This is a genomic window from Streptomyces nitrosporeus, assembly GCF_008704555.1.
Taxonomy (GTDB): domain Bacteria; phylum Actinomycetota; class Actinomycetes; order Streptomycetales; family Streptomycetaceae; genus Streptomyces; species Streptomyces nitrosporeus.
Map to the genome: position 1 here is coordinate 42,219 of NZ_CP023702.1, position 14,752 is coordinate 56,970.

Here is a 14,752-nt window from a genome sequence, read left to right on the forward strand (position 1 = left end):
CCGGATTGTTAGCGCTCACACTGCATCTGATCGCCCGGTCCGCTCGTCAGCGACGCGCAACCGCGCGCCTTCCCGGCCCGCCACCACGCCACGACTCCCCGAAAGGCCGATCCGGTGACACCACCCCACCCCGCCACAGCCCCAGCTCCTCGACGCGCGGACGACTCCGAGCGGTACACCGTAGGCGTGGACTTCGGCACCCTGTCGGGCCGTGCCGTCGTGGTGCGGGTGCGCGACGGAGAGGAGCTGGCCTCGGCGGTGCACGACTACACGCACGGGGTGATCGACCGGCACCTTCCCGGTACGGGCGCCCCGCTGCCCCCGGACTGGGCCCTCCAGCACCCGCGGGACTGGCTGGACGTGCTGCGCCGTGCCGTGCCGGAGGCCGTGGCCGCCTCGGGTGTGGACCCCGGCTCGGTCATCGGCATCGCGACCGACTTCACCGCCTGCACCGTCCTGCCGGCCCTGGCGGACGGCACCCCGCTCGTCGAGACGTCCTTCGCCGGCCGGCCCCATGCCTGGCCGAAGCTGTGGAAGCACCACGCGGCTCAGGGCCAGGCCGACCGGATCAATGAACTGGCACACGCCCGCGGCGAGAAGTGGATCACGCGGTACGGCGGCAGGATCTCGGCCGAGTGGCAGTTCGCGAAGGCCCTGCAGGTACTGGAGGAGGACCCCGGGGTCTACGACGCCTGTGCGCGCTGGATCGAGGCGGCCGACTGGATCGTGTGGCAGCTCACCGGTTCGGAGTCCCGTAACGCCTGCACAGCCGGATACAAGGGCATCCACCAGGACGGCGCCTACCCCGACGAGGAGTACCTGGCGGCTCTCCACCCGGGCTTCGCCGACTTCGCCAGGACCCGGCTGGAGTTCCCGCTCTCCGCGCTCGGCTCACGGGCGGGCTCGCTGACCGAGGAGGCGGCCCGGTGGACCGGGCTGCCGCAGGGCATCGCCGTCGCGGCCGGCAACATCGACGCCCATGTCACCGCCGCGGCCGCCCGGGCCGTGGAGGACGGCCGTCTGCTCGCCATCATGGGCACCTCGACCTGTCACATCGTCAACGCCCCGGTGCTGGCGGACATCCCGGGTGTCTGCGGTGTCGTCAACGGGGGCGTCGTCGAGGGCACCTACGGCTACGAGGCCGGACAGAGTGCCGTGGGGGACGTCTTCGCCTGGGTCCTGAGCCAGGGCGTCCCGCCGGAGTACCTCGCCGAGGCGGCCGAACGCGGGGAGGACCTGCACGCGCTGCTGACCCGCAAGGCCGCCGGGCAGCCGGTCGGTGGTCACGGGCTGGTGGCCCTGGACTGGCTGAACGGCAACCGTTCCGTCCTGGTGGACCACCACCTCTCCGGCGTCCTGGTCGGGCTCACCCTCGCCACCCGGCCGGAAGACGTCTACCGCGCGCTGCTGGAAGCGACGGCCTTCGGTACCAGGATCATCGTCGAGGCCCTGGAACACGGCGGTGTCCCGGTGCACGAGTTCATCGTGGCCGGCGGCCTGGCCCGGAACGGACTCCTCATGCAGATCTACTCCGACGTGCTGCGCCGCCCGGTCTCGCTGGCGGCTTCGCAGCAGGGTCCCGCTCTCGGTTCGGCCATCCACGCCGCGGTCGCGGCCGGAGCGCATCCGAACGTGCGCGCGGCGACCGCCGCCATGGGGCGCCTGCGGCGCGATGTCTACACACCGGACCCCGCGCGGGCGGACGCCTACGACGAGCTCTTCGCCGAGTACCGGTCGCTGCACGACCTCTTCGGCACCGGAGAGCTGCTGCACCGGCTGAGGAGCATCCGCAACCGGGCCGTTGCCGCCGACTGACCCGGCGTCACTCCCGCCGCCCACCACGCCCTCACCGAAGCCATCCCGTCACACCAGGAGACCATGTGCCCAGCCTGAACCCCTCCGACCGTGAAATCTGGTTCCTCACCGGGAGCCAGGGCCTGTACGGCGAGGAAACCCTGCGGCAGGTAGCGGAGCAGTCGGGGCGGATCGCCGCCGTCCTCGCCGGAGCACCCGGCATCGCGGCACGTGTCGTCCAGAAGCCGGTACTGACCGACGCGTCCGCCATCCGGCGTGTCTGCCTCGAAGCCAACAGCGACGACCGCTGCGTCGGCCTCGTCGCCTGGATGCACACCTTCTCCCCCGCGAAGATGTGGATCGCCGGCCTGGACGCGCTGCGCAAGCCCCTGCTGCACCTGCACACCCAGTCGAACGTGGCGCTGCCCTGGGCCACCATCGACATGGACTTCATGAACCTGAACCAGGCCGCCCACGGCGACCGCGAGTTCGGGCACATCCAGTCACGCCTCGGCGTGGCCCGCAAGACGGTCGCGGGCCACGTCACCGACCCGGTGACGGTCGAGCGCGTGGCGGCCTGGGTCCGTGCCGCGTCCGCGCGGGCCGAACTCGCCACGCTCAAGGTCGCCCGTTTCGGGGACAACATGCGCGACGTGGCCGTCACCGAGGGCGACAAGGTCGAGGCCCAGGTCCGCTTCGGCGCCTCCGTCAACACCTACGGTGTCAACGACCTGGTCGAGTACGTCGATTCGGCCGGTGAGGCCGGGGTGGACGACCTCGTCAAGGAGTACCAGGACACCTACCGGCTCGCCCCGGAACTCATGGCCGGGGGCGAGCGGCACAGCTCCCTGCGCTACGCGGCCCGTATCGAGGCAGGTCTGCGGGCCTTCCTCGAAGAGGGCGGCTTCGGCGCCTTCACCACCAACTTCGAGGACCTCGGCGGCCTGCGCCAGCTGCCGGGCCTCGCCGTCCAGCGCCTCATGTCGCAGGGGTACGGCTTCGGCGGCGAAGGCGACTGGAAGACCGCTGTGCTGCTCCGCGCTCTCAAGGTGGCGGCCGACGGCCTGCCCGGCGGGACGTCCTTCATGGAGGACTACACCTACGACCTGACGCCGGGCGGTGAGCTGATCCTCGGGGCGCACATGCTGGAGGTCTGCCCGACCATCGCGAGCGGAACGCCGAGCTGTGAGATCCACCCGCTCGGCATCGGCAACCGCGAGGACCCGGTACGCCTCGTCTTCGACGCCGCACCCGGTCCGGCGGTCGTGGTGGGCCTGGCCGATCTCGGCGACCGCTTCCGCCTGGTCGCCAACGACATCGACGTGGTGCCCCCGGTGGAGCCCCTGCCCGCCCTGCCGGTGGCCCGCGCCGTCTGGCGTCCCCGCCCCGACCTGCGTACCTCCACGGAGTCCTGGCTCATGGCCGGAGGACCGCACCACACCGTCCTGACCACCGCACTCACCTCGGAGCACCTGGACGACCTGGCCGAGATGCTGCGGACGGAGCTGGCCCTCATCGACGGGACCACCACTCCCCGGCAGTTCCGGCGCGACCTCCGGTGGAACCAGGTCTACCACCGGCTGGCACTCGGCCTGTAGGACCACCGGGGGCCGGTCGCGGCCGGCCCCCGTCAGGGTTCTGGCCTGCGGCCGGGCCGGGACCCCGGCGAGGAGTTCGGGGCGGGCAGGCCCGCCGGAGCCGGCGCGCCTGCCTGGGACACGGGAAGGGCCGCCGCCACGCACCACGCCGGTACCGGGCGCACGGCCGAGCCGCCGGGGCGGGCCGCGCGGTCAGCCTTCGGGGCCCTCGGTGTGCCAGGGGGAGCCGGCTCGGGCGGGGCGGGTGGTACGTCAGCCGGGGCCGCGGCCCGGCCGGGCGTGAGCCGGGGGCTCCGCCGTGCCGGTGTCCGCGGCGTGCCCGCCGCTCGCCGCCGGCGCCACGCCGTGGTCACCGCGGATTGGGCCCATCACCTCCGGTACCGCTGCGCCACTGCCGCGAAGGCGGCCTTGGGTTCCCATTCCATGTCGGGGTAGGTCTGCCCCCGGCGCCCCTCTCCGAGGAGTTTGACGATGCCCAGGCCGGCCCGGTCCAGATCGTCCCGGGGGTCGCCGTCCGGACGGTACGGGTAGCCGGACAGGGCGAACAGGAACACGAACGCGCTGTCCACGCCCTGGGACTCGAAGATCTCCAGCAGTTCGCTCAGATACGCGGCCTGGCCGGCCTCGTCACGCTCGTACACGCCGTTCAGGCGCACAGGGACCCTGGTTTCCGGGTCGTACTCGACCACTTCCAGCACCCGCCCGCCGCGGTCCCCCGCGCCGCGGTAGGCCGCGGTGCCGAACCCGGTGACGGCGAGCGGCTTCGGACCCCGGGCCAGGGTGCGCACCGCGTCCCGGAACTGCCCGGCGACCTCGGCGGAACGGATCAGTTCGAACGTCACCATGTCGAAGGGAGCCCAGTCGACCTGCTCGAACTGGATGGACGCGTAGGTGAGTACGCCCTGGAAGTGCTCGCGGACCGTGGCCACGGCGTCGCGGAGGAAGGCGTTGACGCGCACCCCGAGCTCGCGCATCGCCTCGGCCCGCCGCTCGGGCCGGCTCATCAGCCGCTCGACCCGCTCCTCGGGGCTCCCTCCGGGCAGCAGCCCCCGGTTCATCACGCTCAGTTCGACCCCGGTGACGAAGACGACCGCGGCCCCCTGCCGCCGGAGCCGTTCCGCCCGCTCGGCGCAGTCACGGAAGAGCGTGAGGATCTGCTCCAGTTCCAGTTCCAGCGGATAGGGCGAGAACCAGACCTCCAGGCCGAGTCCGGCGGCGGCACCGGCGGCCAGCTCCAGCCGGTCCGGGTCGCCGCCGATGATCTGGACCGCGTTGCAGTGCAGGTCGTCGCGGATGACGGCGAGCTCGCGCCGCACCACCGCGGGGTCGAAGTGCTCGCGTGACATCTGGCCGTGCACGACGAATCCGGTGTCGTAGGTCATCCCTCTTGCTCGCACGGTGGGGTCCTCCCTGTGGGTGCCGGGCGGCCGAGACTGACAGAAAAAATGCGTACACGCAAGTTTGCGCGTACGCATCTACGCATGGGATGCTGACACCGTGACGACACCACCCCCGGGGCTGCGGGAACGGAAGAAGCGGGCCACGCGTGAGGCGCTGCGCGAGGCGGCCCTGCGACTGGCCGTGGAGCGCGGACCGGACCAGGTGCGGGTCGAGGACATCGCCGAGGCCGCCGGGGTCTCGCCGCGCACCTACAACAACTACTTCGCCAGCCGCGAGCAGGCGATCGTCGCCGCTGTCACCGCGGACCGGGAGGCCCGGATCGCGGCGGCGGTCGCGGCCCGGCCCGCAGGGGTCCGCCTGGCCGACGCCATCACCGAAGCCGTGGTCGAGCAGTACACGGACACCGGCGAGCGCGAACACGAGGCACTGCTGCTGATCACCACCCGGACCGCGCTGCGCGACGCGTTCCTCGACACCACCGCCGGCATCGAGCCCCCTCTCACAGCGGTGATCGCCGAACGCCTGGATGACGCCGGGGCGCAGACGGCCCGCGTTCTCGCGGCAAGCGTGGCCACGGCGGTTCGCATCGCGCTGGAGGACTGGCTCCGGCCGGCCGGGACCGCAGCGGCCGCCGACGACGGCGGCGGGGGGCTGGTCGTGCTCTCCGGATCGCTGCCCGGCCGGCTCCGCGCGGCACTGGCCCCGCTCGCACCCGCGCTCGACGCCGCCGAACGGCGCACCCGGCCGTGAAGTCGCCCCGGCCGCCGTCCCCGCCGCCCCGCGGCCGCGCCCCCGACGGCGGGTTCTGACGTACCTCCGCGTCCGCGCGGGGCCGTCTCTCCAGGTCGTCGACACCGCTCGTCGACGCTGCCGGACACGGGTGCGGATGTGGCCGGTGGTGCGCCGCCCCGGCGTACGGCTGCTCCCCGGCCCCTGTCAGCGGCGAGGTCACCAGCGGCTTCAGCCGGGCCGCTCGCGGCCGGCCGGGCATGGGACGCGGCACGGTCGGGCCGGCCGCGCGCGAACGCCCCGCGAGTGGAGGCAGGCGCCTCTGCGACGAGCCCCCGGCCGGCCGGGCCAGGTGCGTCCTGCCGCGCGAGCGGCGCCCGTTCTGCCGGTGGCCGGCTCGCCCGGCGCCCGGCGGGTCGCCCGGTGTCCCGGCCCGTCGTCCGGTGAGCCGGACGGTGAGCGGGCGGAGGGCGTCCGCGAGTCCGCGCCGGGGCCCGGAGCGCGGGGCCCGGAGCGCGGGGCCCGGAGCGCGGGACGCGGGGCGCGTCCCGGGAAACCCCGGTGCGTCAGCTCGTACATCTCTGCGATCATCCCCGGATGTCGTACCGTCTCGAATCGCTGGTAGTCCGGCACACCCTCCGTCTCCCCTCGCCGCACGGTGCCGCCGGTCAAGGGGCCGTCGCCGCACGGCAGTTCGACGCGGCGCTGATGTCCGTGGGCTTCAAGCTCTCCGCGGAGCTGCTGGCGCGGCTGTCCCATCTGTCCGAGGCCGCGGTCGTGCACACCGCCCGGCGGACCCTGCGCACCGTGAGCGAGATGGCGGGTGACCACGTCCGCCACAACGCGTACTTCATCGACTTCCCGGCGAACGTGCCGGACACCGGGGAGTTCTGGGCACGGTGTGTGGCGGAGGCGCTCGCCGACGACACGGCACGGGAGAGGGTGGCCGAGCAGCTGGCGAACGGGGTGCTGGACCTGCTCGGCCTGCCCGCCTACGGCCGTTACCAGCACACCTACGAGGAGATGCTGGCCGCACAGGACGAACTGATCGCCTCCGCGGGCGACCGGGTCACCGTCCTGCACCTCGGCCAGGGCCTGGAGGAGGAACTCACCTCCCTGTACCTGGCGTTGGCGGGCAGCACGACCCCGCTGGGCGAGGAGGACCTCCGTGATCTGGAGATCCTGGCCGGCCGCTGCGCGCTCGGCCCCCAGCCGGAGTCGATCCCCGTCCGGGAGAACCGGGCGGTCGTCAACCTGGCCCGTCTCACCGCCGGAGCGGACCTCCTGCTGGACACCGTCGTCGATGTGCTGCGGCTGGCGTGCGCCCTGTCGGGCGGTGATGTGACGCTGCGGGAACCGACACGGTTCAGGACCTTCCCGCGGCCGGTCCGCCGCGCGCTGCTCGCCGGTCTCGACGCGGTGGTCGCGGCCGATCCCGCCAAGCTGGCCGATGTACACGCCTACCGGGAGCGGTTCAAGCGGCTCGGTGAGCGTCTCCACCCGCACGAGCACCCGGGCCGGCCGCACGCCGCCGAGGTGTTCGCCGTGGCGCGGGGCGAGAAGAAGGCGCGTTCCCTCGACAGCCGGCTCGAAGAGCTGCTCGACGCGTACGACGTACCCGGCGCGGTGCGGCTGCTGTCGTCGGCCCCCGGCAGGCTGTTCCGCGCTCTGGACCTCCTGCTGCGTACCGCCGCCGGCCAGGAGGAACGTGACGCGGTGGTGGCCGCCGCGGTGCGGGTCGCCCCGAAGGTCTCGGGACGGGTCCTGCTGTCGGTACGCGAGCACTTCCTGAACCGGGAGCGGGAGACCGGCGGGTCCCGGATCTTCGTCGACCGCCGCGGCAGCGGCTGGGCGGCTCCCGATGTCCGGCCTCCGGTGCCGGCCGCCGACCGCGACCGCCTGGTCGCCGCCCTCGACGCCGAACTGCGCCGCAGACTCCCGGCGTCCGGGCGGGTCCTGCTCGACCCCGACGTGCTGGACGTGGCCCTGCCACTGAGCGGCAGGGCGGCCGCCGCCGGGCTCGGCGTACTGCCGCGCGGCTCGGTCTCAGCGGCCGACGGCGAGCATCTGCGCTTCTTCGTGTACTGGAAGGAGGCCCGGCGGCGGACCGACTACGACCTCTCCGCGCTGCTGCTCCACCCCGACTACAGCACCGGCTCCTGGCTCTCCTACACCGCGCTGCGGGCCGTGGGGGGCGTGCACTCGGGCGATGTCACCGAAGCACCGGACGGGGCCTCGGAGTTCATCGGCCTCTCCCTGGACCGGGTACGCGCCACGTACATCGTGCCGCAGGTCAACATCTACTCCGGTGAGGGCTTCGAGGAGGCCGAGGAGTCGTTCTTCGGCTTCATGCTGCGCGACGGTGAGCAGAAGGGCCGGCCGTTCGAACCCCGTACGGTGCGCATGAAGTCGGAGCTCCGCGGGGCGGGCCGGGTGGCGCTGCCCCTGGTGTTCCTGCGGGCGGACGACGGCCGGTGGCGCGCGAAATGGCTGCACATGTACCTGAGGGGCCTCTCCTCGGCCAACCGGGTCGAGGAGAACCACATCTCGGTGTCCAAGGTGGTGCGTGCCGTCGTGGAGCGCGAGTACCTGACGGTGCGGTACCTGGCCGGGCTGATGTCCGGGGAGGCCACCGCCGTGGAGGTGTGGGACGGCGGGCCCGTGCCGGACGAGCCCGTGACGTACGTCGGCCTCGAACGCCCCGAGGGGCTGCACCCGGATTCCAGGGTCGTCACGCTCGGAAATCTGCGCGACCTGATCCCGGGCTGAGTGTTAGCGTGGTCCACGGCGAGGCCATGAAAGGGCTTCCTTCTCCTTTCCTCTCATGAAACCGAGTTCTTTCGCTCTCCTCGCCCTCGACGTCACTCCGGGCGGTGCCCGCGCTCACCACGCGGCCACCGCCCGAGCCGTCCGGCCCGGATGCGGGAGCGGCCCCGTGCGGGAGCGGGCGAGCAGCCCTGAATGCCCGTACCGCACGTACCGCACAGTCCGTGCCGTGGCGGCCCCGGACGCGGCCGGGCCCCTCACGGCGCCTCACACCTCGAACGCCCGACGCCGCGCCGGCGGCCCCCTGCCGGCGTCCGCGCCGCGCGTGGCCGCGCCCGGCCCCACGGCGGTGCGCGCGCCCCTTCGCCGGGCGGCCCGAGCGACCCGGCGACCCGGCGGCCGGCGGCTGGCGGCTGGCGGCCCCTGACACGACCGGACCGAACACCCCTTCCGTACCGGTCTGTTCGGCTCCCGCCACTGTCACAGAATGATCATCGAACGGTCATTGAGTGCGCCCGGTGCCCCCGGAATACTTCAGGGCCCGGGGCCGTACGCATCCGTACACGTCCCCGCGCGGGCTGGGACCTCTCCCGCCCCGAACCACTCCTGAGCAGGGACAATCTTGCGTAAACGATCAACGAAGGCGTATGCCGTCGCCGCTGCGGCCGCCGTCGTCCTGACGGCGGGGACAGCGGTCCCGGCATCGGCGGAACCCACCGGTCCGGGCGCGGTCCCCCCGGTCGCGGGGCAGGGATCGACGGCGGCCGGCAGGACCGTGCACACCGTCACCCTCATCACCGGTGACCGGGTCCGTGTGGACTCCCGGGGCAGGGTCGGCGGCATCGAGCGGGCGAAGGGCCGGGAGGACATACCCTTCTTCACCCGGACCCAGGACGGCCATACGTACGTCGTACCGCGTGACGCCCGGCGGATGATCGCCGAAGGCACGCTGGACGAGCGGCTGTTCGACATCACCCGGCTCGCCGAACCGGAGAGCCGCAAGGCCAACCGGGCCGGGCTCAAGGTGATCGTGGGCTACCGGGGCACGGCGGGCGAGTCGGCCCGTGCCGAGGTGCGGTCCTCCGACGGCACCACCGTGCGCCGGAAGCTGTCGGCCCTCGACGCCGACGCCGTCACCGGCTCCGCCGCCACCGACAGCACGGGGTCCCTGTGGGACGCCCTGACCCGCCAACGGGACGACGGCTCGGCGGCCAGGACCTCCGGCATCGCGCGGATCTGGCTGGACGGCGTACGGAAGGCTTCGCTCGACACCAGCACCGGGCAGATCGGTGCCCCGGCGGCCTGGGCGCGCGCGTACGACGGCACCGGCGTGAAGATCGCCGTCGTGGACACCGGGATCGACGCCACCCACCCGGACCTGGCGGGCCGGGTGGTGGCGGAGCGGAACTTCAGCGGCGCCCCGGACGCCCGGGACCGTGCCGGGCACGGCACGCACGTCGCCTCCGTCGCGGCCGGTTCGGGGGCGAAGGACGCCCGGTTCAAGGGCGTGGCACCCGGAGCACAGCTGATCAGCGCCAAGGTGCTGGACGACCACGGCGTCGGTGACGACTCCAGCATCCTCGCGGGGGTCGACTGGGCCGTCTCCCAGGGCGCGGACATCGTCAACATGAGCCTGGGCAGCCCCGACACCCTGGGAATCGACCCGCTGGAGGCGCAGGTCAACCAGGTCTCCGCGGAGAAGGGCGTCCTGTTCGCGGTGGCTGCGGGCAACAGCGGGCCGGGGCAGGGCACGGTCGCCTCGCCGGGCAGCGCGGACGCGGCCCTGACGGTCGGTGCCGTGGACGGCGAGGACCGGATCGCGGACTTCTCCAGCATCGGCCCCCGTACCGGGGACGGCGCCGTCAAGCCCGACATCACGGCGCCCGGCGTGGACATCACGGCGGCCGCGGCGGCCGGCACCCAGGGGCAGAACCCTCCCGGGTACATCAGCAAGAGCGGCACCTCGATGGCGACCCCGCACGTCGCGGGTGCCGCCGCCATCCTCAAGCAGAAGAACCCGGACTGGACGGGCGCCCGGATCAAGGCGGTGCTGACGGGTTCGGCGGAGGGCGGCCCCCACTCGGTCTTCCAGCAGGGCGCGGGCCGGCTCGCTCTCGACGAGGCGCTCGACCGGACGGTCGTCTCCGAACCCGGGTCGGTCGGCCTGGGCACCCAGCAGTGGCCCCACACCGACGACACCCCCGTCACCAAGAGCGTGACGTACCGCAACAGCGGCACCTCGGACGTGACGCTGGACCTGTCCCTGGAGGCGCCCACCGACGGGGACGGGGAGCCCGCACCGGCCGGGTTCTTCACCCTCGGGGCACAGCGCGTCACGGTCCCCGCGGGCGGCGAGGCCGCCGTGGAGCTGACGGCCGACACCCGGCTCGGCGGTACGGTCGACGGCTCGTACTCGGCCACCGTCGTCGCGACCGGGGACGGCCGGACCGTCCGCACCCCCGCGGCGGTGACGCGTGAGGCCGAGTCGTACGACGTCACCTTCGAGACCGTCGGCCGGGACGGGAAGGCCGCCACCACCTGGCAGGCCGACCTGAAGGGCTACGAGGGATCCGCCGCGAACCAGCGGTTCTTCCCGGACCTGTCCTCGGGCACCACCACGGTCCGGCTGCCGCGCGGCACGTACAGCCTCGCCGCCGACATGCTGGTCGACCCGGAGGACCCGCGCGCGGGCGCCGACCTGATCAACAACCCGCAGCTCTCGGTGACCGGACCCACCACCGTCACCCTCGACGCGCGAACCACCCGGCCCGTGGAGATCGAGGTGCCGGACGCGACCGCACGCCCCCTGCGCGCCGGCATGATGTACACCCTGAACACGCCTGACACCTTCATCATCGAGGGCGGCGAGTTCAGCAGCTTCGACAACCTGCGCACCGCCTACCAGGGCCCCGAGCTGGACGACGGCTCCCTCGCCCAGCAGTGGTCCGCGCAGTGGAGGCAGGGCACCGCCGAGTACAACGTCCTCACCGGTGGGCCGGTCGACAAGCTGGCCACCGGCTACAGCAGGACCTACACGTCCCAGGACATGGCCCTGGTGAAGGCGGAGGTCGGGTCGTCCGTGCCCGGCGTCGACGGTGCCCTCGCGGCGCACGGCGTACTCGACTACGGAGGCGGCGTCGAGGCCGCCTACTCCGTGCAGCCGGCTCCGGGGACCCGTCAGGTGTACCTGTCCACGGGCGACGGGGCGGCCTGGAACATCGTCGCGGGCGTCCTGGGCGAGGCGGACGCGGCGGGCTACCGGAGCTTCGACTCGGCGTACGAGCTCGGCGGGGCGCAGCACTTCGCCGCGGGGAAGACGTACACCGAGAGGTTCAACGTCGGCGTCATGGGGCCGCGGATGAACGCCGACGACGGGATGGTGCGCGACGGCGACGACGTCTACGCCGCGTTTCCGCTGGTGAGCGACGGTGCGGGTCATTCCGGGTCCGCCCGGTACACCGACGCGGTCACCACCGTCCACCGCAACGGCGAGCTGTACGCGCAGCGGGACACGGCCCTCGACGAGGGTCCCGTCACGCTGCCGGCCGACGCGGCCGAGTACACGGTGGCGACCACGGTCCACCGGGATCCGGCGTTCAACCGCACCGGGACCCGCATCGACGCCTCATGGACCTTCCGCTCGGCTCATGCCGACAGCCCGGCCCTGCTCCCGGTCTCCACGGTCCGGTTCCTGCCGCGGCTCGCGGCCGACTCCACGGTTCCGGCGGGTACCAGGCAGACCGTGCCGGTCGAGGTGCAGGGCGCGGCGGCCGGATCCGGCCTCGGGTCCCTGCGGGTGCTGGTGTCGTACGACGGCACGCAGTGGTCGCCCCTCACGGTGAACGCGGGCAGCGTGACGGTACGCGCTCCGGGGAAGGGCAAGTCGCTCTCGCTGAAGGCCGTCGTCACCGACAAGGACGGCAACCGGTCGGCGGTCACGGTCCACGACGCCTTCCTCGGCCGGTGAGGCCTGACGGGCACGGGACCCGCGGGGCACCCGGTCCGGTGTGATCCGGGTGGACACCCCCGCACCCGGGTGAGTTGACAGCGGCGGCCCGCCGGAAGGAGGTTCCGGCGGGCCGCCGCTTTCCCGTGCGGGCCGCCGCCGGGCGCCGGGCCGGTCAGCCCTGTTCCGGCGGGTTCTGCGCGTCGAAGGCGAAGAGGGTGTTCCCGGCCGCGGCCACGATCACCGCACGCCCGACGACGGTCACGCGCGGACTCTCGCCCTGCCCGCCTGTCAGACCGTCGGCCTGCGGGTCCGTCGCCCACAGGTGTTCGCCGCCGTCCGGCGACAACGCGACCACACGGCCGGTGGCCGAGCTGAAGTACAGCGCGCCCGCTCCGGCGGCGGGGCCGGATGCGCCTTCCACTCCGGTCTGCCGCGACCACTTCTTCCGGCCCGTCACGGAGTCGAGCGCGGTGACGAGTCCGGTCTGCCCGCTCAGGTAGACGGTGCCGTCCGCCATCCCCGGCGTCCCTTCATAGGTCCGCTCCAGTCGCGCGTACGTGACCTCCCCCGAGGCCGGGTCGGCCCGCGCCACCCCGTCGTAACCGGCCAGCGCCGGCCCCTCCATGTGCGCCCGCAGGAGTACGAGCGTGCCGTCGTCGGCGCCGACCGGCACGGCCGGGCCGTCGACGGCGAGGGGCCTGCCCAGGGCTCCCGAGGTGCGGTCGACCGTGTACAGGGTGGGGTGGCGTACCTCCGAGGCGTCCATCTCCGTGTCCGTCGCGCACATCGCGAGGAGCCGCGAGCCCGCCGGGACGGGGGCGCACCGGGTGCCGGCGGGGAACGGCGCCGTCCAGAGGAGGTCGCCACCGTGCGCGTCCCGGGCCTCGAAGCGGGAGTTGGAGGCGTCGACCGTCACGACGGCGGAGCCGGCCACCACGGCGTCCATGGTCCGTCCGGTGACGGCTGTCGACTGGGCTCCGGACGGCACGGACCACAGCTCGCGGCCGCTGCCGGCGTCGAGGGCCACCACCTCGCCGGGCGGGTCCTGCGGGGCGTCCTCGGCGGCGAAGCGGTAGCCGAGCACCGTGTCGTCGGTGGCGCCCACCAGATGCATGCCCTGGACGGGGACGCCCGGGCTCGTCACCGTCCACACCCGCGAGCCGTCCAGGGGCCGGACGCGGGCCGCGACGACGCCCCCTCCTCCGCAGAACACCGCGTCACCTCGCGCGACACAGCGCAGTTCGTCGGGGATGTCCTCGCGTCCGCCCCGCACGGTCCCGTGCCACGGCGTGAAGCCGTCCGGGAGCGCGGCAGCCGGCGCGGCGGCGCTCCCGCCCGGTCCGTCGCCGCCCCCGTCCCCGGAGCCGCCGGCCTTCAGCGCGGCGGCTCCCCCGCCGATCACCGCCACCGCGACCGCGGCAGCGAGGACCGGCCGCCACCGGCGGCGCAGACGGCCGCCGGCGGGGCCCCGCGCGCCGGGTCCGGCCGGGGCGGAGGACATCGGGGTGGAGGCGGCAGGGACGGGGGGAGCCGGCGCCGGGGTGTCCGGCGTGGCGACGTGGTTCTGGGTGGCCACGTCGCGGGTGCAGCCCGTACCGGCCCCCTTCGCGCCGGTCCCGCCCGCCCCCGTCCCCCCGAGGTCGGCCGGCAGGTCCCGCAGCAGCACGAGGAGTTCGTCCGCCGAGGGACGCCTCCGGGGCTCCTTGTCCAGGCACGGCTCGACGACCGCGCGCAGCGCCGCAGGCACGGCGTCCAGCGACGGCTCCTCGTGCACCACCTGATACGCCGTCATGTACGGGCTGTCCGCGTCGAAGGGCCCGCGGCCGGTCGCCGAGTACACCAGCAGCGTCCCCAGCGAGAAGACATCGGACTGCGGCCCCACACCGCGTGGCGTCTGCAACTGCTCCGGCGACATGAAGGGCGGCGTACCGATGACCCTCCCCGTCATCGTCAGCGTCTGCTGGTCCGCGGCGCGTGAGATGCCGAAGTCGATGACGCGCGGGCCCTCGGGCGAGAGCACGACGTTCGAGGGCTTGAGGTCGCGGTGCACGACTCCCACCCGGTGGATGTCGCGCAGCGCCTCCGCCAGCCCGATGGCGAGCCTCCTCAGCTCCGCTCCGTCCAGCGGGCCCTGCGCGGCGATCCGCTGGGCGAGGGTGAGCCCTTCGATGTAGGCCGTCGCCATCCACGGCTGCTCGGCGTCGGGGGCGGCGTCGACCACGGCGGCGGTGAAGGCACCGCTCACCCGTCTCGCCGCCGCCACCTCCTGCCGGAAGCGGATACGGAACTCGTCGTCCGCCGCGAACTGCTGGTGGATCAGCTTGATCGCGACAGGCCGGCCGGAACTCGTACGGGCCAGGAAGACCGTGCCCATACCGCCCGAGCCGAGCCGCGCTTCCAGCGGATAGCCGCCGATCTCGGCCGGATCGCCTCCGCGCAGCGACACTCTGCCCGTCCTCCCGTCCCCCGTGCGTCATCTCTGTCACCACGGGCGTGCGTATCTGTCCTGCGCACA

General features: G+C 73.6%; 7 protein-coding genes. 5 read left to right on the forward strand and 2 right to left on the reverse strand.

All coding sequences use genetic code 11. From position 1 onward, the window contains the following. Positions 1–114: 114 nt before the first annotated feature. Both araB and araA read left to right on the forward strand, forming a co-directional pair. The gene (gene araB, locus CP967_RS00200) at positions 115–1,815 is read left to right on the forward strand and encodes a ribulokinase (RefSeq protein WP_150485954.1); all 1,701 of its coding nucleotides are present in this window, start codon (positions 115–117) and stop codon (positions 1,813–1,815) included. Positions 1,816–1,880: 65 nt separating this feature from the next. Then, positions 1,881–3,392: an L-arabinose isomerase gene (araA, locus tag CP967_RS00205; RefSeq protein ID WP_167535294.1), complete on the forward strand. Its 1,512-nt coding sequence runs from the start codon at positions 1,881–1,883 to the stop codon at positions 3,390–3,392. Positions 3,393–3,760: 368 nt separating this feature from the next. On the opposite strand, the gene CP967_RS00210 is transcribed toward araA, so the two are convergent. Continuing rightward, positions 3,761–4,774, reverse strand: a complete 1,014-nt coding sequence (locus CP967_RS00210; protein WP_167535295.1) for a hypothetical protein — start codon at positions 4,772–4,774, stop codon at positions 3,761–3,763. A gap of 115 nt (positions 4,775–4,889) precedes the next feature. Here CP967_RS00210 and CP967_RS00215 point away from each other — a divergent pair, with 115 nt between their 5' ends. From CP967_RS00215 to CP967_RS00225, 3 genes are all read left to right on the forward strand, one after another. Further along, positions 4,890–5,543 carry a TetR/AcrR family transcriptional regulator gene (locus CP967_RS00215; protein ID WP_150485956.1) on the forward strand — a complete coding sequence of 218 codons (654 nt, stop codon included), beginning with the start codon at positions 4,890–4,892 and terminating at the stop codon, positions 5,541–5,543. A gap of 576 nt (positions 5,544–6,119) precedes the next feature. Further along, positions 6,120–8,291 (forward strand): TerD family protein, encoded by a 2,172-nt coding sequence (locus CP967_RS00220; RefSeq protein WP_150485957.1) that lies wholly within the window; start codon positions 6,120–6,122, stop codon positions 8,289–8,291. 619 nt (positions 8,292–8,910) lie between these two features. After that, the gene (locus CP967_RS00225; RefSeq protein ID WP_150485958.1) at positions 8,911–12,255 is read left to right on the forward strand and encodes a S8 family peptidase; all 3,345 of its coding nucleotides are present in this window, start codon (positions 8,911–8,913) and stop codon (positions 12,253–12,255) included. A gap of 154 nt (positions 12,256–12,409) precedes the next feature. Here the strand turns inward: CP967_RS00225 and CP967_RS00230 are convergent, their stop codons facing one another. Then, on the reverse strand, positions 12,410–14,683 hold the full coding sequence (locus tag CP967_RS00230; RefSeq protein ID WP_150485959.1) for a protein kinase domain-containing protein: 2,274 nt from the start codon (positions 14,681–14,683) through the stop codon (positions 12,410–12,412). Positions 14,684–14,752: the final 69 nt, after the last annotated feature.

What these genes read in the sequence shown, in the direction of transcription:
- CP967_RS00210 (WP_167535295.1), bottom strand. Translation starts at nt 4,774, where the DNA reads ATGACCTACGACACCGGATTCGTCGTGCACGGCCAGATGTCACGCGAG.
- CP967_RS00220 (WP_150485957.1), top strand. Translation starts at nt 6,120, where the DNA reads ATGTCGTACCGTCTCGAATCGCTGGTAGTCCGGCACACCCTCCGTCTC.